This is a genomic window from Nonomuraea sp. WAC 01424, from assembly GCF_003947315.1.
GTDB lineage: Bacteria > Actinomycetota > Actinomycetes > Streptosporangiales > Streptosporangiaceae > Nonomuraea > Nonomuraea spiralis.
Genome location: NZ_QHHZ01000003.1, coordinates 421,056 through 443,432 on the forward strand (window position 1 = coordinate 421,056; position 22,377 = coordinate 443,432).

General features: G+C 68.0%; 30 protein-coding genes and 1 pseudogene. 22 read left to right on the forward strand and 9 right to left on the reverse strand.

Going from position 1 to position 22,377, the window contains the following annotated elements:
- Positions 1–358: 358 nt before the first annotated feature.
- From holA to DMB42_RS11325, 4 genes are all read right to left on the reverse strand, one after another.
- The gene (gene holA, locus DMB42_RS11310; RefSeq protein ID WP_125633423.1) at positions 359–1,330 is read right to left on the reverse strand and encodes a DNA polymerase III subunit delta; all 972 of its coding nucleotides are present in this window, start codon (positions 1,328–1,330) and stop codon (positions 359–361) included.
- A gap of 196 nt (positions 1,331–1,526) precedes the next feature.
- Complete coding sequence (locus tag DMB42_RS11315) at positions 1,527–4,202, reverse strand: ComEC/Rec2 family competence protein (RefSeq protein WP_185844589.1); 2,676 nt, start codon at positions 4,200–4,202, stop codon at positions 1,527–1,529.
- A 141-nt stretch (positions 4,203–4,343) separates the two neighbouring features.
- Positions 4,344–4,580 carry a GntR family transcriptional regulator gene (locus DMB42_RS11320; protein ID WP_125633425.1) on the reverse strand — a complete coding sequence of 79 codons (237 nt, stop codon included), beginning with the start codon at positions 4,578–4,580 and terminating at the stop codon, positions 4,344–4,346.
- Positions 4,581–4,683: 103 nt separating this feature from the next.
- Positions 4,684–4,929, reverse strand: a complete 246-nt coding sequence (locus DMB42_RS11325) for a GntR family transcriptional regulator (protein WP_125633887.1) — start codon at positions 4,927–4,929, stop codon at positions 4,684–4,686.
- 427 nt (positions 4,930–5,356) lie between these two features.
- Here DMB42_RS11325 and DMB42_RS11330 point away from each other — a divergent pair, with 427 nt between their 5' ends.
- Complete coding sequence (locus DMB42_RS11330; RefSeq protein WP_125633427.1) at positions 5,357–6,025, forward strand: hypothetical protein; 669 nt, start codon at positions 5,357–5,359, stop codon at positions 6,023–6,025.
- Positions 6,026–6,077: 52 nt separating this feature from the next.
- On the opposite strand, the gene DMB42_RS11335 is transcribed toward DMB42_RS11330, so the two are convergent.
- Complete coding sequence (locus DMB42_RS11335) at positions 6,078–6,629, reverse strand: UTRA domain-containing protein (protein WP_260477641.1); 552 nt, start codon at positions 6,627–6,629, stop codon at positions 6,078–6,080.
- Positions 6,630–6,656: 27 nt separating this feature from the next.
- Positions 6,657–6,932 (reverse strand): annotated as a pseudogene (locus DMB42_RS54875) (GntR family transcriptional regulator); the annotation flags it as partial.
- A gap of 156 nt (positions 6,933–7,088) precedes the next feature.
- Here DMB42_RS54875 and DMB42_RS11340 point away from each other — a divergent pair.
- The 13 genes from DMB42_RS11340 to DMB42_RS11385 all read left to right on the forward strand — a co-directional run bounded on the left by DMB42_RS11340 (position 7,089) and on the right by DMB42_RS11385 (position 13,817).
- Complete coding sequence (locus DMB42_RS11340) at positions 7,089–7,250, forward strand: helix-turn-helix domain-containing protein (protein WP_125633431.1); 162 nt, start codon at positions 7,089–7,091, stop codon at positions 7,248–7,250.
- A 104-nt stretch (positions 7,251–7,354) separates the two neighbouring features.
- Positions 7,355–7,573, forward strand: a complete 219-nt coding sequence (locus DMB42_RS11345; RefSeq protein WP_125633433.1) for a hypothetical protein — start codon at positions 7,355–7,357, stop codon at positions 7,571–7,573.
- Between the two features lie 294 nt (positions 7,574–7,867).
- Positions 7,868–9,073 (forward strand): hypothetical protein, encoded by a 1,206-nt coding sequence (locus DMB42_RS11350; protein ID WP_125633435.1) that lies wholly within the window; start codon positions 7,868–7,870, stop codon positions 9,071–9,073.
- Positions 9,074–9,218: 145 nt separating this feature from the next.
- Entirely contained in the window at positions 9,219–9,536 is a 318-nt protein-coding gene (locus tag DMB42_RS11355) for a hypothetical protein (protein ID WP_125633437.1), read from the forward strand.
- Positions 9,533–11,764 carry an ATP-binding protein gene (locus tag DMB42_RS11360; RefSeq protein WP_221762097.1) on the forward strand — a complete coding sequence of 744 codons (2,232 nt, stop codon included), beginning with the start codon at positions 9,533–9,535 and terminating at the stop codon, positions 11,762–11,764. Before DMB42_RS11355 ends, DMB42_RS11360 begins: the two co-directional genes overlap by 4 nt.
- A gap of 279 nt (positions 11,765–12,043) precedes the next feature.
- Positions 12,044–12,301: a hypothetical protein gene (locus tag DMB42_RS11365; protein WP_125633439.1), complete on the forward strand. Its 258-nt coding sequence runs from the start codon at positions 12,044–12,046 to the stop codon at positions 12,299–12,301.
- Positions 12,302–12,309: 8 nt separating this feature from the next.
- Positions 12,310–12,474, forward strand: a complete 165-nt coding sequence (locus DMB42_RS53100) for a hypothetical protein (RefSeq protein ID WP_185844590.1) — start codon at positions 12,310–12,312, stop codon at positions 12,472–12,474.
- An 8-nt stretch (positions 12,475–12,482) separates the two neighbouring features.
- The gene (locus tag DMB42_RS53105; RefSeq protein WP_185844591.1) at positions 12,483–12,650 is read left to right on the forward strand and encodes a hypothetical protein; all 168 of its coding nucleotides are present in this window, start codon (positions 12,483–12,485) and stop codon (positions 12,648–12,650) included.
- A gap of 82 nt (positions 12,651–12,732) precedes the next feature.
- A complete protein-coding gene (locus tag DMB42_RS11370) occupies positions 12,733–12,921 on the forward strand; it encodes a hypothetical protein (RefSeq protein WP_125633441.1) in 189 nt (62 codons plus the stop codon).
- An 82-nt stretch (positions 12,922–13,003) separates the two neighbouring features.
- Entirely contained in the window at positions 13,004–13,135 is a 132-nt protein-coding gene (locus DMB42_RS54880) for a hypothetical protein (RefSeq protein WP_260477625.1), read from the forward strand.
- 41 nt (positions 13,136–13,176) lie between these two features.
- The gene (locus tag DMB42_RS11375) at positions 13,177–13,356 is read left to right on the forward strand and encodes a hypothetical protein (protein ID WP_125633443.1); all 180 of its coding nucleotides are present in this window, start codon (positions 13,177–13,179) and stop codon (positions 13,354–13,356) included.
- Between the two features lie 5 nt (positions 13,357–13,361).
- Positions 13,362–13,541 carry a hypothetical protein gene (locus tag DMB42_RS11380; RefSeq protein WP_125633445.1) on the forward strand — a complete coding sequence of 60 codons (180 nt, stop codon included), beginning with the start codon at positions 13,362–13,364 and terminating at the stop codon, positions 13,539–13,541.
- A gap of 87 nt (positions 13,542–13,628) precedes the next feature.
- Complete coding sequence (locus DMB42_RS11385) at positions 13,629–13,817, forward strand: hypothetical protein (protein ID WP_125633447.1); 189 nt, start codon at positions 13,629–13,631, stop codon at positions 13,815–13,817.
- Here the strand turns inward: DMB42_RS11385 and DMB42_RS11390 are convergent, their stop codons facing one another.
- A complete protein-coding gene (locus DMB42_RS11390) occupies positions 13,818–14,111 on the reverse strand; it encodes a hypothetical protein (RefSeq protein WP_125633449.1) in 294 nt (97 codons plus the stop codon).
- An 11-nt stretch (positions 14,112–14,122) separates the two neighbouring features.
- Here DMB42_RS11390 and DMB42_RS11395 point away from each other — a divergent pair, with 11 nt between their 5' ends.
- From DMB42_RS11395 to DMB42_RS56330, 4 genes are all read left to right on the forward strand, one after another.
- Positions 14,123–14,374, forward strand: coding sequence for a hypothetical protein (locus DMB42_RS11395; RefSeq protein ID WP_125633451.1), 252 nt, complete (start codon positions 14,123–14,125; stop codon positions 14,372–14,374).
- Positions 14,375–14,513: 139 nt separating this feature from the next.
- Positions 14,514–14,894: a hypothetical protein gene (locus DMB42_RS11400; protein ID WP_125633453.1), complete on the forward strand. Its 381-nt coding sequence runs from the start codon at positions 14,514–14,516 to the stop codon at positions 14,892–14,894.
- Position 14,895: 1 nt separating this feature from the next.
- Positions 14,896–15,216: a hypothetical protein gene (locus tag DMB42_RS11405; RefSeq protein ID WP_125633455.1), complete on the forward strand. Its 321-nt coding sequence runs from the start codon at positions 14,896–14,898 to the stop codon at positions 15,214–15,216.
- Positions 15,213–15,557: a type II toxin-antitoxin system PemK/MazF family toxin gene (locus DMB42_RS56330; RefSeq protein ID WP_185844592.1), complete on the forward strand. Its 345-nt coding sequence runs from the start codon at positions 15,213–15,215 to the stop codon at positions 15,555–15,557. The genes DMB42_RS11405 and DMB42_RS56330 overlap by 4 nt, the downstream gene beginning before the upstream one ends.
- Positions 15,558–16,055: 498 nt before the next feature.
- Here the strand turns inward: DMB42_RS56330 and DMB42_RS11415 are convergent, their stop codons facing one another.
- The gene (locus DMB42_RS11415) at positions 16,056–17,501 is read right to left on the reverse strand and encodes a helix-turn-helix transcriptional regulator (RefSeq protein ID WP_185844593.1); all 1,446 of its coding nucleotides are present in this window, start codon (positions 17,499–17,501) and stop codon (positions 16,056–16,058) included.
- Between the two features lie 206 nt (positions 17,502–17,707).
- Between DMB42_RS11415 and DMB42_RS11420 the strand changes: the two genes are divergently transcribed.
- From DMB42_RS11420 to DMB42_RS11435, 4 genes are all read left to right on the forward strand, one after another.
- On the forward strand, positions 17,708–18,733 hold the full coding sequence (locus tag DMB42_RS11420) for an NAD(P)-dependent oxidoreductase (protein WP_125633461.1): 1,026 nt from the start codon (positions 17,708–17,710) through the stop codon (positions 18,731–18,733).
- 130 nt (positions 18,734–18,863) lie between these two features.
- Entirely contained in the window at positions 18,864–19,544 is a 681-nt protein-coding gene (locus tag DMB42_RS11425) for a hypothetical protein (protein ID WP_125633463.1), read from the forward strand.
- 12 nt (positions 19,545–19,556) lie between these two features.
- Positions 19,557–20,924: a hypothetical protein gene (locus DMB42_RS11430; RefSeq protein WP_125633465.1), complete on the forward strand. Its 1,368-nt coding sequence runs from the start codon at positions 19,557–19,559 to the stop codon at positions 20,922–20,924.
- A 136-nt stretch (positions 20,925–21,060) separates the two neighbouring features.
- Positions 21,061–21,879 carry a phosphotransferase family protein gene (locus DMB42_RS11435; RefSeq protein WP_125633467.1) on the forward strand — a complete coding sequence of 273 codons (819 nt, stop codon included), beginning with the start codon at positions 21,061–21,063 and terminating at the stop codon, positions 21,877–21,879.
- A 138-nt stretch (positions 21,880–22,017) separates the two neighbouring features.
- Here the strand turns inward: DMB42_RS11435 and DMB42_RS11440 are convergent, their stop codons facing one another.
- Positions 22,018–22,371, reverse strand: coding sequence for a hypothetical protein (locus DMB42_RS11440; RefSeq protein WP_125633469.1), 354 nt, complete (start codon positions 22,369–22,371; stop codon positions 22,018–22,020).
- Positions 22,372–22,377 lie beyond the last annotated feature (6 nt).

A 22,377-nucleotide genomic window follows, 5' to 3' on the forward strand; every position in this document is an offset into this window, starting at 1 on the left:
ACTGAACGGCTGAACGGCTGAACGGCTGAACGGCCTCTGGAAGACGCCGGTGGAGGCCATCACCTGCTCGCCACCCCAGGACGTGCCTTCCCCGGCCTCACCCAGACCACTGGCCGCTCTCGCATGCCCCCAAGCAACCGTCCGGCGCTCACGGCCCCTCGCCACCGCGCTGCGCTCGTCTGGAAGCCGTAACCAACCGTCTGAGGACCCATGTGAACCTGTTACTGACCACGCACGGTCCCGAACCGTCGCTGGCCATATAGGCTCACCGATCACGTATGGCTCGGAGGAACCCATCGCCGACCGGACCGAGGCAGGAACTTCCGCCACAGCCCTTACGGCCTGAGAAAGACGTTCCCTACCGGCCGGTACGGCTGGTGACGATCACTTGTACGGCGTGTTCCAACGCATACCCCGTGTCCGCGCCGCCCCCCTTGACCTGCTCATCCGCGTTGGCCACCGCCTGGATCGCGCGGGACAGTCCCTCCGGCCCCCAGCCGTTCAGCTGGCGCTTGACCCGGTCGACCTTCCACGGCGGCATCCCCAGGTGGCTGGCGAGCTGCCCCCCGCGCAGGTTGCGCGGCGCGCTCCCCACCTTGGCCAGCGACCTCAACCCACCCGCCATCGCGCTCACCAGCAGCACGGGCGCGACCCCGGTGCCCAGAGCCCACCGCAACTGCTCCAGAGCCTCGGCCAGCCGCCCCTCGATCGCCGAGTCCGCCACGTTGAACCCCGTGACCTCGGCGCGCCCCTTGTGGTAGCGAGCCACGGCCGCCGCACTGATCGTCTTGTCCTCGGTGTCGAACACGAGCTGGCTGGCCGCCGCCGCCAGCTCTCGCAGGTCGTTCCCCACCGCGTCGAGCAGGGCCTGAGCCGCGTCCCCGGCGATGTTCCGCCCGGCCCGCTTGACCTCCCCCTTGATGAACTCCAGCCGTTCGCCCGCCTTGGTGACCTTGTTGATCGTCACCACCTTGGCGCCGGCCTTCTTCACCCCGTCGACCAGCGCCTTCCCCTTCACCCCACCCGGGTGCGCCAGCACCAGCACGGTGTCGTCGGACGGCTGCTTCGCGTACGACACCACCTCGGTGATGACGTCCTTCGCCAGATCCTGGGCCGAACGGATCACGACCACCGAACGGTCGCCGAAGAGCGACGGCGAGGTCAGCTGGGTCAGCTCGCCGGTGCCGACCTTCCCGCCGAGGAGATCGTGCACCTCTGCCGATGGATCACCGGACCGCGCCGCCGCGACGACAGCGCCCACCGCCCGCTCGGCAAGCAGCTCCTCGTCGCCGAGGACCAGGGTCACAGGTGCTGGATCGGTTCCCGCCATGTCAGGCAGCATGCCATGCGTCGCCGACAACCTGGTACTCGACGCGGCACCCCGCTGATCCATGACGACGCCGGGCGTCGTCCTGGCTGCGATCAGGCGTTCCACGAGGTCTCCAAGGGCTGGGTGGACGGGTGGTGGGAGGGATCGAGCGCTGTGCCTCGCTGATCTCCGGTCCCGCTCTTCCGGGGACCGGTGCTCACGGACCACGGGGGACCACGGCCAGGCTCCCCTCGTGCTCGACGACGGCCAGGTCACCTGATCGATCGGTGCGGTGGACGGCGGCGCCGAGACGATGAAGAAGGGCGAGGGTCGAGGTGGCGGGGTGGCCGTAGTCGTTGCCGGCGCCGACGCTGATCAGGGCGGCCCGTGCGCCCAGCGAGGCGAGGAAGGCCGGGGACTGGCGGTTCGAGCCGTGGTGCGGGGTCTTGAGGATGTCGGCGCGCAGGGTGAGGTGGCGGGCCAGGTCGTCCTGGGCCTCGGTCTCCAGGTCTCCGGCGAGCAGCGCCGAACCGGCCCGCCATCGTACGTGGATGACCACGCTGGAGTTGTTGATCACGCTGCCCTCGCCTTGGCCGTTCGCAGTGCCTGAGGCCAGGTCGGGGGCGACGACGGTCAGCTCGGACGGGCCGAACCGCCATCGCGTGCCCGGTACGGCACTCCCCTCGGGGACACGATGGCGGGCCAGTACGGCCGAGATCCGGGCGCTCGCCTGCTCCGCCGTCGGTCGCGGGCTGACGACCACGGCTCCGACACGTCTGTTCCTGAGCACACCCGGCAGGCCGTCCACATGGTCGGCGTGCGGATGCGTCAGGACGAGCAGCGGAACCTCCTCGATGCCGATCCTGCGCAGACACCGGTCCATCACGACCGGGTCCGGGCCGGTGTCGACGACCACGCCGCGACCTGGCCCGGCCGCCACCACCAGCCCGTCCCCCTGCCCCACGTCGCACATCACCATCAACCAGCCCTTGGGCGGCCAAGGCCCGGTCAGCGGCCGGATCACCAGTACGGCCACCAGCACGGCCCCGGCCGTCACCAAAGCCATCGCCCTCCACGGACGGTGTCTGAGCACCGGAATCGCGACGGCCACGGCGATCGCGAGAAGACCGAGACCAGGGAGACCACCCGGCCACGGCAGGGTGGCGAGAGGCACGTTCACCGCCCAACGAGCCACGGTGACGATCCAGCCCACCGCGTAACCGGCCGGGACGACCAGCAGGCCTGCGGCGTCCGGCCAGATCGGGGCCACCAGGGCGGCGGCGAACCCGAGCAGCGTCGCCGGAGCCACGGCGGGGGCCACCAGCAGGTTGGCGGGCACCGCCACCAGCGTCAACTGGCCCGACATCAGCACCAGAACGGGTGTCACGGCCGCTTGCGCGGCGGCTGAGACGGCCAGCGCCTCGGCCAGCCATCTCGGCAACCGGCACAACCTGGAGGCGGCGCGGGGAGGATCCGTGGCCCCGTCTCCCGGAGGCGATGATGAGAGACGGCCATCGGCGTCCGCCCTGAGTTCCCTCCCATCGATGACAGCCCCGACGCGCCGGTCGGCCGTCGGCGGTCTCCGGCCGGTCGCTGCCGCTTCCTGGGCATCGGGCTCGTCAGCTTTCGTCGGCTTCTGCGGGGTTGGCGCCGTCGAGAGCTTGTCGCGCCAGCGCGGAGCGAGGAGGAGGATGCCGGCGGTAGCCGCCACCGAGAGGGCGAAGCCGTACGAACGGGCCAGATCTGGAGCGAACAGGACCAGCAGGAGGACCGTCCCGGAGAGGGCCGCGAGGCCGTCCTTCGCCCGGCCCGTGCCCAGGGCGAGGGCGGCGGCCAGCCCCATCAGGAGGGCGCGGAGAACGCTCGGGGACGGCCGGGCCACCACGGTGAACGCGAGCATCGCGACGGCCGCGAAGACGGCCCTCAGGGGCAGGGAGAGGCCGACCAGGCGGGAGATCGCGAGGGCCGCACCCGCCACGATGGCGAGGTTCGCGCCGCTCACGGCGTTCAGGTGGCTCAGGCCCGCTTCCTTGAGGTCGGCGGCCACCTGCGGGTCGATACGGGAGACGTCTCCGACCACCTCGCCGGCCAGGAGGCCGCGCTGGTCGGGCGGGAGAGGGTCGGCGGCTGTTCGGAGACCGGTTCGCAGGGCTCCGGCCATTGTCTGCATGGACGAGGGCGGAGTCAGGATCCGGGGCTCGCCCCGTACGAGGAGGATGGCCACCACCAGGTCTCCGGAGGTGGGACTGGCCAGGCGGCCGGTGACTTCCAGGCGTTGGCTGGGCAGCAGGGCGCTCCAGGCGGTCCCACTGGCGAAGACGGTGATGGGTACGTCGACCGCTTGGCGGCTCGCCGACGAGGACGCCTGGCTCATCGCCCCGTGAGCACCGGCGGAGAGGTCGTCCCCCGTGTGACCTTGGCTTGCGGTGGACTCGATGGTCTTCAGGGTGGCGGGGATGACGTAGCTGTCTCGGTGGAAGTGGCCGCTTTTGTGTGGTCTGCGCTTCGGGTCGTCGGACAGGACGATCTGGGCGGTCACGGTCGCGTTCCTGGCGGCGAGTTCGGCCACCGGCCCGCCGGTCAACGCCTGCACGCGGAAGGCGACCGACGCGGAGGCCGCCGTGGCGCAGATGAGCGTCGCGAGCACGGCGTTGCGCCACGCACCCCACGAGCGGGAGGGCCCGCCGGAAGCACGGTTGGAGGGGGTGCGGGTGTGCCAGGCCAGGGCGCAGGTGGCGAGTGCGGTGGTTGCGGCTGCCGTCAGGCCCACAGCGGCCGGTTGGCCGAGCAGGATCAGGGCGCTGATCCACGCGGACAGCGCCGGGAGGACGAGGGTCCAGGAGCGCTTGTGGTCGCCGTCGTCCGTGGTCGTGGGGTGGTCGAGGCCGGGCATGTCAGACGCGGACCTTCGGCTTGATCTCTTCGTACTTCCGCGGGCCCAAGTAGTATGAGCGAGATCAAGACGCTGAGTGACATCGGACGATGGGCACGAAATCGCCCCGGCGGATCTTCAGCCGGGGCGAGGCGTAGGAGCTTAGCCCCCTCTTGGCACTACAAAGGTGCCCTTGCCCGGTATTGCGCGCAGAAGGCCGTCTTCTTTCAATTTGCCGAGAACCTTCCGTACTGTCCCTCTAGCCACCCCAAACTCCTGCTCCAGGTGGGTGATGGATGGTATGGGGTTGCGCGGCTTATAGACGCCCCTTTCGATGCGCTCGCGCAGAATGTCGTACATCTGCTCCCACACTGTCTCATCCGGGGCCCACTCGATCATGCGGCAGACCGTAGGAGGGTAGACCATCGCCTGGGCTGCTGAGGCAGGGCATGCCAGGGCATGCCCTAGCGTGCCCTGGTGCCCGACATATCCGATAGCTCCATCAGCTTTCGGGAGTATTCGCCGGCGCCACGAACGTTCCCATGCCGCGCTCCGCGTAGGCGAAGCCCTCTTCCTTCAACTTGGTCAACACCTTCCGCGCCGTACCGCGAGCGACGCCGAATTCCTTGACGAGTTCATGCTCAGACGGGAGCGGTGTGTCGACGGGGTATGTGCCATCCGCGATCCGCGCCTTGAGGATGTCGGCGATCTGCCTCCACTTCGGGGCGTTCGGCCGGAATTCGATCATCACAGTTGCACCGTAGGCAACCGTGTTGACCTGCGGATACCCATGCTTCCTCAAGGCTCACCATGGTGAAGTATGTGGAAGCAGCGTAGGATGGCCGCCACGCTACGCAGACACAAAGCGGCCCCCGCTAGGTGCACGAACACCAGCGAGGGCCTGATCGGACACTGGAGGTCCGACCCATGGAAGAGGCTACGCCGCGGGGGGACGTTACGAACACTCCCCTTCCTTCGCCTCCCGATCTGCAGCACTACAGAACGTGGCACGACGACAGCGGCTACCACGCGCGACTGCACCGCGAGTTGCCAGACGACGCCCTCGCCTACGGCTGCATGCAGCACCTCCACGCCGACACCGCTCCAGAGCTCCATCAGAAGGCAGTGAACAACCAGGCTCGTGTGTGGCTGTGGGAAACCGCAGTGGAGGAACCGTGAACCACGAAGAGACAAGCGCCGGCCGACGCAGCGCCCGGGAGGCGCGCATGAGCGGCTACACGACAGTGCCGTACACGATCGCCTTCGCCAACGAGCTCGTAACCGACCCAATCAAATTCGAGCAGCACGGCTATGAGTTGCGCCTCACCTATGAGAAACCTCGTCCTGCCGACTGGGTGCACGGGATCTTGCGTGCACGAGTACGTGACCTGCTCGACAAGCCAGAGGAGGTGCGCGGGGCGGAGAGGATGCGCAAGCTCAACACTCGCCGCCAGTGGCGGTGCATGCGCAAGCTCCTCTGCCAGGTATGTGGCGAGCCCGCCCAAGACTCCAAGACGCGCCTCATCCCTTGGCTACTGACTAGGACCGTGTTCGAGCGCACCGGCCCGGACAGCGGGCGCACCAACGCGCCGCCGTGCTGCTGGGACTGCATTCCTAAGGCTCTGGAGGAGTGCCACATGCTGCAGAAGGACTTCTCCCTCTACACCGTTGCGTCGATCAGGAGCGTCGGCGTTCTCGCCGACATGTACGAGTGCGGCCTCTTCAGCCTGCCCGCGCTGGCCAAGCGCAACGTCTTCGTAGCCTGGGACGCCCACCGATACCACTCGTCCGCTTTGGCGGTCGCCCACATGGTCGAGCTCCACGGCATGACTCACGTCCCCTAGACCGCCTCCGTCCTGGCGACTGGAGGGGCGCTAGGACGGAGGTGCATGCCAGTCAGTCCGGAATGTCGAATTCATAAGACCAGGAGAACCGTCGAGCAACGTGGACTCCACGGGCGTATTCGATGACCTTGCCGTCGGCCGTCAGCGCTACCCGATGCAGTTCGACGACCGGCTCGCCCGCAGGCAGATCCAACTCCACTACCTCGTCTGGCGTTGGCATGCGCGCGTTCAGGTCTTCCCTCATCTTCGCCGGAGCCAGGCCGCGCTCGGTGAGAATCGCGAAGCTGCCGCCCCGGCCAGCCATCCCTGGCCGTGAATCAACGATGGGTGTGCCATCGACATCCTCACGTCGGTAGTAGCTGGCGACCTTGTGTGTCGTCTGCCCATCCCGGGTCATCGTCCGCGCGCGCTCCCAGACCATGGTGCCCGGTTCAACTCCTAGCTCGCGAGCCACCCGACCCTCAGCTGGCACCAGTAATACTGTCTGCGTCTGATCGCCCTGCTGCTGAACCGGCGCACCCTCGGGGTCCTCGTCGGTAAATGCCTCAACCACGGTCGTCGCCCACCGACTGCGTGCGTAGCGATCAGCGCCAAGCTTGCGCACGGGGTGAGCGTCGCGGACATATGCCCCAGATCCGTAGCGCGTGACGATTGTCCCCTCGTTGCCGAGTTGGGCTATCGCCTTTGCTGCGGTGTTTCGGCTGACGTCGTACTGCGCAGCAAGGTCTCGGACCGTGGGGAGCTTGGCCCCCGGCGGAAATCGGCCATCAGCTATGGCAGCTCGGAGATCATTAGCGATCCGGGTGGCCGGCCCGGTCTGCGACTCAGGACTCATGCACCCACCATAACAATTGTCGTAGGCCAATTCCAAGATCTTGCATGTGTCGTACGACAATTCCCTTGACATGACCCAGGCGTCGTACGATGCTTTTTGTCGTACGACGCTTTCCCTTGCTTTCCCGGGGATACAGCCGCACGTCGCATATGTCCGCTTTGCAGGAGGCTTGCCTTGACAACTTGTCGCACCTCGCGAGTGCACCGCGCCCCTCTGCTGAAGACGAGCATGGTTGCACTTCAGTGTGGCGTCACCAGCGAGACAGTCCTCGCGTGGGTGAAGGCGGGCGAGCTCCACGCTACGAAGACCCCCGGCGGTCACTACCGCTTCGACCCTGCCGAGGTAGAGGCGCTGCTGAACAGCAGATGCGACACCGAGGGTGCGGCCTGATGCGAGAGATCTCCCTCGACATGCGAAAGGCGGCCCTCATCCGCCAAGACCTAGGCCGCCCGCATGTCCTCCCTACTAGTCAAATTCGGAAGGACGCCTCAATCATGACACAGCCCGCCCCGGCGACCATATCCATCTCGGTTGACCAGTTGCGGACACTCCATCAGGACGCCGCCGCTCTGGCTGTTCTCGCTGGCGCGATCGCCGAGGACTGCGGCATCGACCTGACTCGCACGACCGCCACCCTCATCGTCCCTGACCATGACCCCGACGTGCTTTCTCTCGACACCTACCGCTCGCACCGCCGGCCGGTATCCCGATGACCCCCGCCCAAATGGCAGCACTCACGGCTGACCTTGAGTGGCGGATGCGGGTCCCTCCCGAGCAGCTCGCCCACACGGTCAAGACCGGCCAGTGCACAGACCCCCGCTGCACGTCCTGCTCTCCCCGGGCGCAGCGATGAACCCGGCCCGGCTGTTTTCCCTCCAGGTCTACGGGCCCACAGCAGCCGGGCCCTCCCCTACTCCCCGTCCGCGGCGTGGCGTGTCCGGAATCCAACCATCTCGCCCCGCGGACGGGGCCACCACCTCTAGCCCCCGATCGAACGGATCCTCTTGATGGACGCGTCACACGCTCCCCCGGCCCGCCAGGTCAACGCCTGGGCGCAGCGGCGCCGGCGGCCGACGCGCGCGCAGAAGCTCGCCGCCGCGGCGAGAGCGGCTGCTGACGTCCGCGCCTACGACACCGACCCCGACGTGGTTGCCCTCCGGATAGAACGGCTACGGACCCGCGTCGACCGGCTCATCTGGACCGGCCTGGTCCTCGGGCTGCTGTTCACGATGGCGAATGTTCAGCACTTCGCCGCGCAAGGCGCCGCCACATGGTCCATCCCCTGGTGGATCGCCTGGTTGCTTGACCCGATGGTGTCCCTCGTTCTGGTCGGCGTGCTTCTCGGTGAGCAGATCATCGCCCGCCATCAGATCCAGGGCGGCCGGTGGATCCGCCGCACCAAGTGGACAGCGCTCGGCCTCACCTACGCGATGAACACGTGGTCAGCGTGGGCGAAGCTCGACCCGGCGCTGATCCTCCTCCACTCGGTGCCGCCCATCATGGTGTTCTGCGCGGCCGAGGCCGTCACCACGCTCAAGCATCAGATCACCACCGCGGTTCACAAGGCCTACCACTGGGCCGCCGAGCGCGCCGCCGCGATCAACGAGGCGACCGAGGAAGCCGTCGCCCGCGCCAAGGCGATAGCCGACGCACACACCGCCAGCGAACCCGCCTCCAACGACCAGGCCGCCGGCGCCCTCGCTGACCTGACCGCGTGGACTCGGCGCCGCGTGCTCGGCGTCACCGAGCAGCCGACTTCGGTCGCGGCGGCGGACACTTCCCCGACCGCCGACGCGACCGGACAACAGCCCGCCCCGCGACCGGCCACGGCCCTCTCCACCACCACCCTCACGGTCGTCGACACGGTCGCGCCCCCAGTCGCGGACGACGACGAGGACAGCGACCGAGATGGCGACCGAGAGCGCGACTCAGACAGCGACCGCGAACGGCCCGACGATCAGGACAATCGCGAAGCTGAGGACTGGATCCGCCGTCGGTGCCGCGGCCAGAACGGCGTCGGCCGGCGGCCCACGAAAACCGAAGTCGCGGAACGCTACGACTTCAGCGAGACGTGGGGCCTCAAGCGCGTCCAGACCGTGCAGAAGAGGATGACCGCCCAAGGCTACGAGTTCCGTCCCGACGGGACCGTCCTCGCCCCGCACAAAACGGTCGCCTCCACCGACAACTCACAGCGCTCGGAGGCGACCGCCTGATGGCCCTCTACCAGTGCCCGCTGTGCCAGGGCTTCCACCAGGACGAGGACAAGCCCCGCTGCTCCGTCCACGGCCTGCACGGCTACTCCCCTCGCTGTGCTGAGTGTGTCCAGTCCGCTGCTAACCCTCCCTGCGGAGGCACGTCATGAACACCGTCTTGATGCTCGCGCTCATCGCTCTCGCCCTGCTGCTGGCGACGAACCGCCGCCAGCTCGGGAACGCCCGTTCTCTGTCGGAGATGTGGGAGCCGGCCCGCGCCAACGGCTGGGGCCGCGGTACCGCGCTGACCGTCGCTGGGCTGCTCGTGTTCGCGCTGCTGCTCGCTGCCAGCCTCGGCCTGGTGGCTCTCACCGTCGCCACCAAGACCGTGCAAGGGGTCGGGTTCATAGCCGGCATCGTCCACGAGCACCTGCGCGACTTGCTCAACCCGCCCCTCCCGATCGGACGCGTGGAGACGGCATGACCCCCAACCCGCGCCCCGACCTGCGGATCGTCCGCCACAGCGACGACGCCCCCGACCTGCCGCTGGAGGAGCACAGCTCGGAGGTGGCCCGCCAGGACACCGCCGAGCTGGAGCAGATGGTCTACGAGGGTGAGGTCATCTCCGACGAGCCCGGACGCAGCCGCCTGCTGCCGTCTGCGGTCGTCGACCGGGTCATGGTCGTCCGGCCGTCGCCCGGCGCGAAGAAGGCAGCTCTCGTTCTCGCCACGCACGGCGCGATCGTCATCACAGGCTGGCACTCCTACCTGGTTCGTACGCTGGGCGGCCTCAACGACGGCGTCATCCGCGAACAGATCCGCGCGGCGAAGGCGCTCGGCAATGACGAGCGGCTGGCGTTCTGGCTGGACAAACGACGGGAGGCCAAGCGCGAGCGCCGCGACCGGTTGAAGGAACTGCCGCTCCTAGCGTTGCGGATAGCCGCGTTCACCGGCATGACCGCGGCAGGTGTGCTGGTGCTGCTGGTCGTCGTGGCCACGGTGGTATGGATGACCGGGGCCGGCGACTGGACGGACCTGTGGGTGTGGCTCGGCTCCGTGCTGCGCTGGCTGTTCGCTGCCGTGTCGCTGGCCTGGTGGGTATTCGCCGTCACGTGGCCGGTGTGGTTCATCGTGGCGGGCCACCGTGCGGGACGGCGCAGCGGGTCGACACCAGCCTGGGTGGACCGGGCTACGACTCGTAGTGCTATTGGGCACGGCCCCAGGCCGGAGCCCGTGCTGGTCACGCCGTCGATTGTGGTCACGGCGTTGCGGGATATCGGGTACGGGCCGCTGCGCCAGTCCATCAAGGCGATGGGCGACGCTGGCGCCGGGATGCTCGGCCCTATCAGCATCGCCGGGTGCGGCGTTGAGGTCGACGTGTTGCTGCCGTCCGGCACCAGTACGGATGAAGTGGAGAAGCGGCGGCGGAAGCTAGCCGAGAACTTGGGCCGTCACGAGCACGAGGTGTTCATCACCATCCCGAAGAGGGCGCGTACGGTGCGGTTGTGGATCGCCGACCCGGGCTCGTTGGACGAGCCGATCGGCCCGTCTCCGTTGGTCAGTGGCAACGAGGTGAAGGCCGACTATGCGAAGGGCCTGGCGCCGTGGGGTGAGAACCTGCGCGGCGACGCTGTCGGGATCAGCCTGTTCCAGCGGCACTTGCTCATCACCGGCCTGTCCAACCAGGGCAAAACGGCCTCACTTCGGGCGCTCGCGCTCTGGCTGGCATTCGTCCTCAACGTGCGCTTCTACATCGCCGACCTCAAGGGCGTCGGCGACTGGGCCATGTTCGGCGGCATCGCCGAGGTGCTCATCCAGGGGCCGACAGACGAACACGTCATCGAGGCGACGGAAATGGTCGAGTGGGGCGTCCGCGAGATGGAGCGCCGTCTGCAGGCCCCTCCCGGCACGAAGTTCGACCCTGTCATCCTCATCGTGGACGAGGCGCAGCAGGCGTTCATGTGCCCGGCCCGGGAGGAGTACATCACCGACGACGGCAAGGTGAAGCTGGGAGCTCCGTACGGTGGGTCGAAGTCCACGTCCAGGTACTTCATGGCCGCGCGCAAGATCCACAACCAGGGGCGCGCTGTGGACGTGCTGCTGTGGCAGGGCACCCAGGATCCGACCGACCAGAACCTGCCGAAGATGGTGCGCGAGGGCGCGCACATCCGCGCCTCGCTCGCCGTCGGCACCGAGGCGCAGGCCCGCATGGCGCTCGGCGACAAGGCGATCGACGGCGGGGCCGCGCCGCACCTGCTGCGGCAGGACCTCGACAAGGGCACGGTCGTCACCAATGGTGGCGGCACGAAGCTGCCGGCAGGGCAGTCGTCCATCACGATCCGCACGCATTTCATCGACACGCCGGAAGCGGCCGAGGTGGCCGACCGGGCGAAGGCGCTTCGCAATGGAACGGCCACCCGCAATGGCATGCCCGACCAGGAGCCGCGCGTCGACCCCCTGGTGGACATCGCGGCGGTGCTTGGGAACGAGCCGCGGGTGTTCACGCAGGACGTGTTGAAGCTGCTATCGGCGCGCGATCCGGGCCGGTACGGCGAGTGGACGCCGGGCGATCTGAAGGAGGTCCTGGACGAGTCGGGGGCGCCCTCGTACAAGAGCGACGGGCGGATGGTCGTGGGGCGCGAGCGGGTCCTCCGGGCTCTCGCAAACCGGCAGGAATCGACCTCCGGAGACGACGCTGATGAGCCGGAATGATCAGGGAGTCTCGCAGGGAGGCAGGGAGAACTCCCTAAACGCATCCCTCCCTCGAAATTGGGCGCTGACCTGCGGAACTCCCTGCCAGGGAGCCAGGGAGGCGGGACCCCCGAGGGGCTGAAGAGGGCCCCAGAACGCCAGTCCTGGCGCTGGGAGTCACCTCCCTCCACGGCTCGCATATCGCGGTGGCTGCGGAGGCCCTCCCGAACCAGTCGGGAGGGCGTCCGGAGCACCCCGCTCCCCTAATTATCCCTATTGCCGATCAAGAAAGAAGACAAGATGTTCAGCTTCCTCGACAAGGTGGCCAACGCCGGCGCCCGCAGCACCATGCCGGCCGAGATACTCGACCGCGCCAAGGCTCAGGGTCAGACCACGAACACGCGCAACCAGCTCGCTCAGATCGCGAACGGCTTCGGCGTGAGCCGGGACGCCAAGCGTGCGGCATGGAACCAGCTCGTCAACGCCGTCGGCGCCGACGAGGCCAAGAAGTTAGTCGACCAGGCCGCCCACAAGGTGCGGACCTCGTTCTCCCGCTAGGAGCAGTGATGAACCGCAAGAGAAGGTTCGGCCTGTACGTGCTGGCCGCATTCGCGATCTTCTACCTGTTCACCCGGCCCGCCCAAGCCGCTGCGGCTGTCAACGGCGCCTTCAACGGGGTGATGCAGGGCGCTGATCGGTTGGCCGTGTTCTTCACCAACATCCTCGCCTAGGAGGCGTCATGTCGCGGATCAGATTCGCCGTTTACAAGACCAACCACGACGCCGGATACGCCATGTCTTACACCTGCGACTGCGATGAACCAGTGATCGGCTACGGAGACGACGAGGACGGCATGTTCACCGGCACATGCCGCAACGGCCACACGACGACCGTGCTGGCGAGCTGACGTTGCGGGCGTCCGCCACGTCGAGGGGGCGTGGCGGACGCCCGGAGCAGCCAGCTCCCATAGGACAGCGAAGGAGATCGTCATGGCCACTACCGAAGAGCCCGTCGGGCGAGCTGCCACCCGGCGCGGCCGGCAGCGCCTCGCCCTGCAGAAGGTCGTCAAGGACACCGGCTGCAACCCGGACGACCTGACGTACGTGGAGGACAAGCGGTCGGGGACGTCCAACGTCGTCGACAAGACGGGCGCGATCAAGGGCCGCTTCTCCTGGTGATTGCGGGTGCTCGCCCGGCTCTCAGGTCGGGCGAGCTGCCCGGAGCAACCAGCTCCACCACCCCAGTTGAGAGGCAACCGCGATGCCGAAGGTCAGGATCCACACCAAGGGCGACCGCGACCCGATCGAGCTCGACGTCGCGCCCGGCGACGAGGAGTTCTACGACAACCTGCCGTTCGACTCCGACAACGTGATGATCACCGAGATTCACTGACACCTGGTCTACGACAGCAGCGCGAGCCAAGGAGAAGCAACATGGGCAGGAAGCTCAGCGAGGCCGCAGACAAGCTTCAGGCGGCGATCCGAGACAAGAACCACGAGGGCGCCGCGGAGGCGTTCGACGACATGCGCGAGGTGTCTCCGGCAGTGGCTGACAGGGTGCTGGACACCCTGATCGTGCGCGGCCAGGCCAACGCCCGCCAGGGCAGGCGGTAGCAATCATGCGCAAGAAGATCACGCACATTCTGAGTTCGCCCGCCCAGGGCGACAGCATCACCGATCACATCGTGGCCGCCCCGATCGGCGTCTATGGCCGCAAGGACCTCAAGGCGCGCCTGAAGGCAGCCAAGGAAGCGGGGGTGCCGGTCCAGGTGCGGAAGGTACCGCGCAAGGAGCGCTGACGGCCCGTGAGCCCCCGGCCTTCCCACGATGGGGCCGGGGGCTCTCTCACGTCCGGAACATATGTCCGTTTTGCGTAGATTAGATGTGTGACACGCTGGCACGGCCCCAACGGCATCCTCGTCGAGATCATCACCCTAGGCGAGAAGCAGCGCTTCAAGGTGACCAAGACCGTCGGCCAGCGCCGCTACCTTCTCGGCTACTACGGCACCATCGGCCAGATCGTGCAGCACGTAGACCTTGCCGACCTGGTCGAGGTGATCCCGCTCCGCAAGTAGCTACGCCGCCGGTGGCTCGCCGCCGCGGGCGGCCTTGCGAAGGGCAGCCTCCGTCTTCAGCGGGGCGTCTCCCAGCTTGCTCTTCGCGGCGAGCAGCACGTCGAGGGCGTCCAGCCGTTTCGCCCGCGCCGCCTCGTACTGGTCGCGCACCTTCTGCACCTTCTCGGGGATCTCGTCCATCTCGATGAGCTCGGTGCTGGACGGGAGAAGGTCTGCGAGCCGCTGCACTTCGACATCGAGAGCGTCGTACTGCTGCTGGGCTTTGATCGCTTCGGGCATGGCGGTGTCGGTCATATTTCCCCCAGGTGGTGCGCGGCAGGTTGATCCTATGGCATTTCGACACGATGACCTGGAGCAACACACGGCAGACGATCAGCAGGTCGGGCGAGGATGGGCGGGTGGATCGGGACGAGGTTGACGAGCGCATGGCGACGGAACGGCTGCGGGCCGCTCTGATGGATCACATCCTGGCCACCGAGCAGCAGCCGCCCGAGGTGAGCGAGCGGGTACGGGAGATGTACCAGGATCGCCGGTCTTCGCCGCCCCCGGAAACGTGAAGGTTCACGCGAGGGAAGCATGTCGGAGAAGCCCTAGCAGTACATGTCAACCTTGTGGCACACTCACGCGTCTAGTCTTTGCCTGGGACGGGGGTACTGGGGCATAGCACTGTCCGACATGCGATGTCAGACTGAGAGCGTGCAGGAGCAGGAGAACCCGGTAGTGGAGAATTTCCCCGTTACGGTCGACTGGAGCGACTTGGACGGCATGCCCATCACGCATGTCAACCAGTTCCTCGTGCAGGCCGGCCCACCCACAGCGGGCGCGGGTCCTGACGGTGTTTACCTGGTAATCGGCTCAATCCCGCCGCCCTTCATTCCCCGCGACACGGAAGGCCAGCGCCAGGCCATCGAAGCGCTCAAAGCCACAGGCATCAGGGTGACCATTCACGGTCGTTACCAGATGAGCCGAGAGAGGCTCGACGAGCTCATCCAAGTCCTGCAACAAACAGCTGACCAGTACGACGCCTTGGTGGACAAGGCTGCTGCAGCACAGTCGGAACAAGGCGAGGAGGGCTAACATGACCATCACCGTCGCCGTTTCTCTCTACTCGACCACGAGCACAGCCGGTCAGTTCTGCTACGAGCAACCGAACCCAGCGAAGCTACGGATCCGCGGACGTCGGCGCACCCGGCGAGGGCGGGTTCACCCAGGCAATCCAGCGATCCTCGAAGGCCCCTGGTCCGCGATCACTAGTAACGCTCCCGCGGTGGCGCTGATGCAGTCCACACTCCTCCACTACGAGGACGATGGCACAGACGAGCACGTTCGGGCCCAAGTCTCCCGCTTGTGGGCAGAAGACTGGGACAGCCCCGAAGACGCCCTCTACGACGAGCTGTGAACCCAGGCGACATCAGGCTCGTCTGGTTCCCGTTCAGCCACTCAGAGCCAAAGCCCTACAAGAAGCGTCCTGTCCTCATCGTCGGCACGGCAGGCAGAGGAGCGGACCGCGCCATCCTTGCTGCGATGATCACATCGAGCGCCAAGAGGTTAGCTGGTCTCGGTCCTCACGACGTGGCCATTAAGGACTGGCAGTCGCTCGGCCTCGTTGCGCCCTCTGTCGTACGAGCACATCGAATCTGGACTGCCGATGATCGAGACTTCGAGAACCGACTGTTTGGCCAGGTCAAGGACACCCTCTTGGAGGAGGTCCGTCAGCATGTGCGAGGGCTCCTGACCTAATGAACGCAGGAAGTGGCCTCGTCCCGCGCATGATCAGGACGGGGCTTTCTTGTGTCCGCATCCGGACAGCAATCACCGGCAACTAATCGTCACCCTGCGGCGTCTCACCTCTGTCACGTTCCATCCCCCACGCCTCTGGAGTCTCTGTGCTCAGACGCCTGCTCGTGTCCGCCGCCCTGGTCGGTGCTGCGCTGGTCGCACCTGTAGCCGCCACAGCGCCCGCGTTTGCGACTACCGCACACGTGAACGCTGCCGCCGCGTCCTGCTACCGGCAGGTCGGGAGCCATTGGGAGTGCATCACCCCTGGCGCGTTCTGTCCGAAGGCGGCGCGCAACCGGTACGGGTACGCGAAGGTGACGAAGGTCCGCTACAAGTGCACCTATAAGAGCTCCGACCCGTACTGGCGGTGGAGGCGCGCCTGAGCTAGCCGTACAACGCGAAGCAGCCCCCGCCCGATCCGCGAGGACCGGATGGGGGCTTGTCGTTGTAGAGGATTGGTCAGATCGCCGCGGGCAGAGCGGAAGGGCGAGGGGTCGCCTTGGCGAGCTGGCGCACTCCAGCTACCCGCGGGTGCCGTTCCACCAGCTCGACTGCAATCTTCCGAATGGATGGCCTGTCGCGCACTTCCGCAGGCGCGTGCTGGTAAGCCGCCAGCAGCTCGGCCGTGGTCTGCTCGGGCTTGCCCCACTGCCAGTAGGCGCGGGCGAGGTCAGTGTGGAGCCGCCCGCGCCGCTCGGGCGTCGGGTACATGCCATCGCGCAGATCCCGGGCGGCGTGCAGCGCGGCGCCAGCATCGCCGAGGGCGTAGTGGATGTTGGAGCGATACAGCCGTGCGAACGGCAGTGCGGCCGATTTCATCGCCGGGATCCGGGCGGCTGCGTGCTCGGCCTCATCGATCCCTTCAAGGGCGCGCGACCGGTCCCCAGCCCATGCGTAGGTGTACGCCCTCGCGCACAGCAGCCGCATGAACATCAATGCCTGGGCCGTCGTGTGCAGTCCCGTCGCCGCCAGACGATCGACGCCTCTCGTCATTACCGCGGCGGCCAGGTCGGGGCGCCCCTCGATGCGCAGCATCATGCCGAGCGCTCGCTCTGACGCGGCCACGGCCACCGGGTCCTCAGACCGGGCGGCATACAGCACCGCGCGATCGGCGGTCAGGCGAGCGGTCGCCTTGGTCCCGATCTTGTTGAGGGTGTCGGTGGCCAGGCGGTAGCTCCCCGCCACTAGCCCCCACCCGGCTGGGGTGTCGACTCGTTCGGCAGCGGCGGTCGCCGAGGCGAGCAGGTCAGGCAGCCCGTCTACTAGGTCGCCGAGTTCGCTGCGGTCGAACTGGCGGTGCGCCGCCCGTAGCCGGGCAGCGATCTGTGCCGGCTCGACGGAGTCGGTTCGTGGGGGTAGGGCCAGCGCGTCGTCGACGCGTTGGAGAGCCGCCAGTGGGATGCTCAGCCCGGCCGCTGTGAGCAGTGTTCGGCGCCGCATCGGATCGGTCCCCTCGTCGTCATCGTTCCTATAGCTAAATGTATCCGCACCAGTGCGGCGGGTAACTGAAGTGGAAGGTTGGAGCGTTGCGCGGCGATCTCCCCCGCACACGCACCGCGGCACCAAGCCCAGCGTTTCCGCACTGGTGCCGTAGGCGCGAGCCAGCATCTCCGCATATTCGGGCCCCGGCCGCTCCTGGCCATGCTCGATACGGCACAGTCGCGCCTCAGACAACCCTGGCGGCCGGAGCCCCTCGCTCACGTAGGCGGCTGCAACCTGGTCGACAACCTGCGCCCTCGACCAGCCCAGTGCCAGCCTCCACGCCTCTAGCATCGTCAACTCAGGCAGCGCCTGGCGCAGCTCGGACACGATCCGCTCCGTCGCATGGCCGGCGCGCTGAGCGTGCATGCGGATGGTCGTCGCCTCCCGCTGGATCTGTGCACGCCTTGACCTGGTGATCCCCACGGGGCCTCCACGGTTCGCGAACACCTGCCAGCACCGTAACCGCCCTGCGCCTCCCGTGCAGCCCATGCCGCTGTGATTGATGCCAGACCGTCAATGGTCGCTGCTCACCGCCGCAATGACGTGGCCCTCGTCCCGCTGCGAACGTCGAAGTACGAGCCGACCTCGCCTTGGATCGGTCGGCGCCACAACCGAGGAGGTGAGCGCACATGTCCCTACACCAGCTTGAGGGCATGACCGTGCTCGTCACGGGAGCCGGAGGACTGATCGGCAGCCGTCTGACGGCGCAGCTGCGCCGGATCGGCGCACGCCCGGTCTCCCTGTGCAAGATCGACGCCTACCCCAGGGGCGTCTACCACGACCACTTCGGGATCAGCTTGGACGACCCCGACTTCCACGTCGGGGACATCGCCGAGCCCGGCGTGGTGGACAAGCTCATCGACGGCTGTGACTACGTCATCCACGCCGCCGCCCGGGCCGACGTCGCCGCCTGCACCCGGCGGTCGGTGGACGCCATCAAGACGAACGTCATCGGCACGCAACGCGTGCTGGAGGCCGCCGCCGCCACACCGAGCGTGCGCAGGGTCGTGTTCGTCTCCTCCGCCAGCGTCTACGGCAACCAGCCGCCGCGCGAGGACGGGTTCGCCCGGTTCACCGAGGACGCGCCCCTGCACCCAGTGTCGATCTACGGCACCACCAAGATGTGCGGCGAGAACCAGACCACCACCGTCCTGGGGGAGGCGGGCACCTCGCACGCGATCGTCCGCTACTTCTCCGTCTACGGGGAGCCGCAGGTCGTCAAGGAGAACAGCCACTCATGGGTGGTGGCCTGGTTCTGCATGCGCGCCGCCCTCGGGCTGCCCCTGCACCTCAACGGCGGCGGCCACCAGGTGCGCGACATGGTCCATGTGAACGACATCGCCACCGGCACCCTGCACGCCCTGGTCGCGCCGGCCGCCCACAACCAGATTCTCAACATCGGCACCGGCACCGGCACCACGATCCGTCAGATCGCTGACCTGGTCCGCCGCCACTACCCGGACGCCACCGTCATCGACACACCCCGCCCGCCCGGCGACCCGCTCGGCGGATACGCCTGCACCCGGCGCATGACGGAGCTCCTCGACTGGCAGCCCGGCATCACGATCATCGAGGGCGTCGCCCGGTACGCGAACTGGCTCAAGAGCACCCCCTCGGCCATCCCCGCCTGGCTGCGTCAGCCCGCCGCCGCCTGACCGCCCCCTTCGTCCTGGCCGCCACTGGGTGGCCCTCGCCCCGGGAGAGACGCCCATGCCCGCCTGCCCGCAGCCGGCCCTGTCCCTCCGGGAGACAGCCCTGCAACGGTGCCTGCCGCGCCACCAGGTCATGGACCAATCCACCCTGAGCTGGATCGGGGCGAACAGGCCCACCGAGACGGCCCGCACCGTGGCCGTGCCCGATCACCCCGTGCCTCTGCTGCCCGACGTCGCATGGTTCACCCGGGAGCAGGCCGCCGAGGGCATTCATGGTGTGCGCCACAACGCGCGGGTCAGCCTGCTGGCGGACCTGCTGGCCCAACATCTCGGCCTGGATGACGATCATCGCGCGGCGCTGCGTCTGGCGGCGGCCGTCCACGACTGCCGCCGCCACGATGACCAGACCGACCCAGAGCACGGGCAGCGGGCCGCCCACTGGCTCGCCCGCCATCACCAGGTCGTCACCGCCTCGTTCGGCCTGCATCTGCCGGCCGAGGCGGTGACCGCAGCCCGCTTTGCCATCAGCGTGCACAACGTCGACTACACCACCTTCTCACCCGCCCAGCGCGAGGTGTACGCGCGGGCCCCGCAGCTGACCGACCTGCTCAAGGCCGCCGACTGTCTCGACCGCTACCGGCTGCCCCTGGACCGCTGGTGGCCCGACCGCACTCGGCTGCGCGTGGACGTGCCCGCCTGGATGTACGGCGTCGCCTTCGACCTGATGCTGGCCAGCGAACAGGCCCGCCTCGACGGCGCCACACACCACGAAGCCATCGCCGCCGGCCGCCACACCATCTCCCACCTGCCCTAGGAGTCCGTCGTCATGGACCAAGTCCTGTCCACCATCACCGCCCCTGCTCCCACCGACCCGGTCTGGCAGGACGCGCACACCGACTACAGCCCCGGCCACCCGCCGCGCCCGGCCCCCCGCGGCCTGGCCGCCGACGACACCGAATGGAGCACCTACCTCCAGCAGCACACCCCCAACGGCTGGCTGATGCGCGCCGGCTCGCTGCTGGAGACACTGGCCAGCGGCCGGCCGATCTACCTCATGCACACCACCGCCAACCTGAACGCGATCCGCGCCAGCGGCCAGCTCTACCAGGCCCCCGGCTGCATGGTCGGCGCCCTGTACTGCGTCCTGCTCACCCCCGGCCCCGACGGACTGCGGCCCCACAACCTGGGCGCCTGGTTGCTGGCGAACAAGTCCCACCGCGACATCCTGATCATCGAGGTCACCCCCGAAGGGCCTGTCCCGGCCAAGGGGATCGACTACCTGCGGCTGGGCGCCGTGCACCTGGCCTCCTACGTCGATCACCGGGCCTTCCTCACCCCGGCCGAGGACGATCATCTGCGCGCAGCGGCCATGCAGCGGATCCGGCAGGCCGCGACCGTGCTGGACATGCTGGTCCGGAACGCGTGCGGGGCCGCAACGCCGGCCGACCGGTTCCTCGACCAGCTCGCCGGCGCGGTGCCCCTGGTGCCGTTCCTGGGCTACGCCTACTTCGAGGCGGTGTCGGAATACCTGATGCTGCATTCGACCAGCCCCCAGACCCGCGCCTGCGCCGAGGTCGGGGAGATGAACACGCTCCTGTCCAAGGACCTGGCGTTCGCCGCGGTGGACACCATGGGCCAGTTGTTCGACCTGGCCCTGTTCCGGCCCGGCCACGCCCGGCTCCGCGAGCTGATCGGGCAGGTCGAGCCCGGCCTGGTCGACGGTGTGGCGGAGTACGTGCGCCGCCGCCTGGCGCACCTGTTCGCCTGCGTGGCGTTGGACTCCTCTCAGGACGCCACTGCCGTCACCTTCGCCCAGGCCACGTTCGACACGCTGGCATGGGCGGCACCGGGGCTGCTGGGGCAGATGCTCTTCCGGCTGCTGCGCACCAGTCCCCGCTACCCGCAGCTGTACCCGGTGTTCGAGCAGCCCAAGGCGACCGGCGTGTCCGCGTTCTGGAACACCCAGGGAATCCCCGCGCCGTTCAACGGAACGTGCCCGAAGGGCGAGATCGGCCTCAACATGGCCTGGCCCGCTGGCGCCCGCGTCTGGACCGCCGACGTCAGCGGAGGGCTGCTCCACCCTGCCGAGGAACTGCCGCTCACGTTGGTGCCGCGTCTGTCGGATCTGCGTGACACCGCGTTGGGCCGCGCCCGGTTCACGCTCCCCAACAACGAGCAACGGCGACAGCACTGACCCGGGCCCCGATCTCGGCTCGCCTGAGAACGGGCCGCCGCCTGGGGTAGTCTCAGCCCTTTCCTTTCCTGCGCGGGACGTAGCCGGAGGGCGCATTGTCCTCCGGCCCGAGGGACAGAAAGGGCGAGGTGGACGAATGACGCTCGGCCGATGCACCCACGACCTCGACATTCAAGACGACGTCGTGGTCAAGCGCTACACCTCGTGGGGAAGAGGCGAACCGGGCCGCGAGTGGGCAGCGCTTACCCTGCTGGCCGAGCACGCGCCCGACCTCGCACCCGTGCCCATCCAGGCCGAGCTGGAGGCAAAACCGCCCGTGATCGTGATGAGCAGATTGCCTGGCCACATCCTGCGCGGCCAGCACGCCACCGACGAACAGATCGCGGCATTGGCCACCGCCCTCAACCGGCTGCACCAGATTCCGGCCCATGCAGTGGAATCCATCGCGCCTGCCCCGTGGGGACCCGCCGCCGCGGTACACAAGACGCGGGCGTGGGCCGACAAGCAGCCCGACCTCGGCGACGATCCCCTCGTGCAGGAGGCGTTCCGCGCGGGGGCCGCGTGGCTGGCCTCCACCACCCCCGACGAGCTCATGGTCAACCCGCTGCCGCCCGTCCTTGGCCTGGCGGACGGGAATCGAGCGAACTACCTGTGGTCCAGTGGCGAGGGTCGTGTGCAACTGATCGACTGGGAAGACTCGGGCCGCAACGATCGAGCGTTCGAGCTCGGCGAGGTCTGCGAACACATCTCCCGTCTCGACGGCATCTTGGACGCAGACCAGCTCCTGCCCCACATCTACCTGGCCCCGGCTGAAGCGACGCGGGTGCGCGACTTCCGCCGCCTGATCGCATTGGGCTGGTTCCTCCAACTCGGCCCCAACGGGCCGGCAACGCCGCACAATCCCGCTGGTACCCTCCACGTCCAAGCCGAACGCGTTCTGCAGCTGCTCGGCTGAGCCCGTTGCCAAAATGAGCGACCGTGCGCGGCCTGCGATGCGCTGGCGCGCATGACGAAACGCCCCCGCCCCTCCCGAAGGAGGAAGCGGGGGCTTGCTCGTCTCTACCAGTACATCCACTTGGCGTAGCCGCGGCGCTCAGGCGCTCGTAACCGCCGTCTCCTTCGGCTCCTGGTTCTGCCGCAGCATCAGGGCCAGGACTGCGGCAAGAGCGGCGATGATGACGCCCTGCTGCGTCGTGTTGAACGTCAGACCAGGAAGCCCGAACGAGACGATCCCCGTGAGGATCGTCGATGCCGCGCCCGTGATGGCGGCCACGACGAACGGCCGGGTGGTCAGCGCCACGATCAGCGCCATCACGCCACCCGCGACCGTCATCGTGTAGTCGGCCGCGTCACCGGTCAGCACACCGAACGCGACCAGGACCGCGAGCAGCGACTGCAGGCCGTACAGGATGGCCGCAGGGTCCCGGCCGAACAGCTTGAACTGCATGCCAGC

Bases quoted from the DNA above. Each gene is read 5' to 3' on its own strand.
- DMB42_RS11315 (WP_185844589.1), bottom strand. From the start codon at position 4,202: ATGCCCGGCCTCGACCACCCCACGACCACGGACGACGGCGACCACAAG.
- DMB42_RS11360 (WP_221762097.1), top strand. From the start codon at position 9,533: ATGACCCCCAACCCGCGCCCCGACCTGCGGATCGTCCGCCACAGCGAC.
- DMB42_RS11325 (WP_125633887.1), bottom strand. From the start codon at position 4,929: ATGATCGAATTCCGGCCGAACGCCCCGAAGTGGAGGCAGATCGCCGAC.
- DMB42_RS54880 (WP_260477625.1), top strand. From the start codon at position 13,004: ATGCCGAAGGTCAGGATCCACACCAAGGGCGACCGCGACCCGATCGAG.
- DMB42_RS11420 (WP_125633461.1), top strand. From the start codon at position 17,708: ATGTCCCTACACCAGCTTGAGGGCATGACCGTGCTCGTCACGGGAGCC.
- DMB42_RS11345 (WP_125633433.1), top strand. From the start codon at position 7,355: ATGACACAGCCCGCCCCGGCGACCATATCCATCTCGGTTGACCAGTTG.
- DMB42_RS11375 (WP_125633443.1), top strand. From the start codon at position 13,177: ATGGGCAGGAAGCTCAGCGAGGCCGCAGACAAGCTTCAGGCGGCGATC.
- DMB42_RS53100 (WP_185844590.1), top strand. From the start codon at position 12,310: ATGAACCGCAAGAGAAGGTTCGGCCTGTACGTGCTGGCCGCATTCGCG.
- DMB42_RS11370 (WP_125633441.1), top strand. From the start codon at position 12,733: ATGGCCACTACCGAAGAGCCCGTCGGGCGAGCTGCCACCCGGCGCGGC.
- DMB42_RS11320 (WP_125633425.1), bottom strand. From the start codon at position 4,580: ATGATCGAGTGGGCCCCGGATGAGACAGTGTGGGAGCAGATGTACGAC.
- DMB42_RS11405 (WP_125633455.1), top strand. From the start codon at position 14,896: ATGACCATCACCGTCGCCGTTTCTCTCTACTCGACCACGAGCACAGCC.
- DMB42_RS11365 (WP_125633439.1), top strand. From the start codon at position 12,044: ATGTTCAGCTTCCTCGACAAGGTGGCCAACGCCGGCGCCCGCAGCACC.
- DMB42_RS11380 (WP_125633445.1), top strand. From the start codon at position 13,362: ATGCGCAAGAAGATCACGCACATTCTGAGTTCGCCCGCCCAGGGCGAC.
- DMB42_RS11355 (WP_125633437.1), top strand. From the start codon at position 9,219: ATGAACACCGTCTTGATGCTCGCGCTCATCGCTCTCGCCCTGCTGCTG.
- DMB42_RS11425 (WP_125633463.1), top strand. From the start codon at position 18,864: ATGGACCAATCCACCCTGAGCTGGATCGGGGCGAACAGGCCCACCGAG.
- DMB42_RS11390 (WP_125633449.1), bottom strand. From the start codon at position 14,111: ATGACCGACACCGCCATGCCCGAAGCGATCAAAGCCCAGCAGCAGTAC.
- DMB42_RS11350 (WP_125633435.1), top strand. From the start codon at position 7,868: ATGGACGCGTCACACGCTCCCCCGGCCCGCCAGGTCAACGCCTGGGCG.
- DMB42_RS11440 (WP_125633469.1), bottom strand. From the start codon at position 22,371: ATGCAGTTCAAGCTGTTCGGCCGGGACCCTGCGGCCATCCTGTACGGC.
- DMB42_RS11430 (WP_125633465.1), top strand. From the start codon at position 19,557: ATGGACCAAGTCCTGTCCACCATCACCGCCCCTGCTCCCACCGACCCG.
- DMB42_RS11340 (WP_125633431.1), top strand. From the start codon at position 7,089: ATGGTTGCACTTCAGTGTGGCGTCACCAGCGAGACAGTCCTCGCGTGG.
- holA (WP_125633423.1), bottom strand. From the start codon at position 1,330: ATGGCGGGAACCGATCCAGCACCTGTGACCCTGGTCCTCGGCGACGAG.
- DMB42_RS11435 (WP_125633467.1), top strand. From the start codon at position 21,061: ATGACGCTCGGCCGATGCACCCACGACCTCGACATTCAAGACGACGTC.
- DMB42_RS53105 (WP_185844591.1), top strand. From the start codon at position 12,483: ATGTCGCGGATCAGATTCGCCGTTTACAAGACCAACCACGACGCCGGA.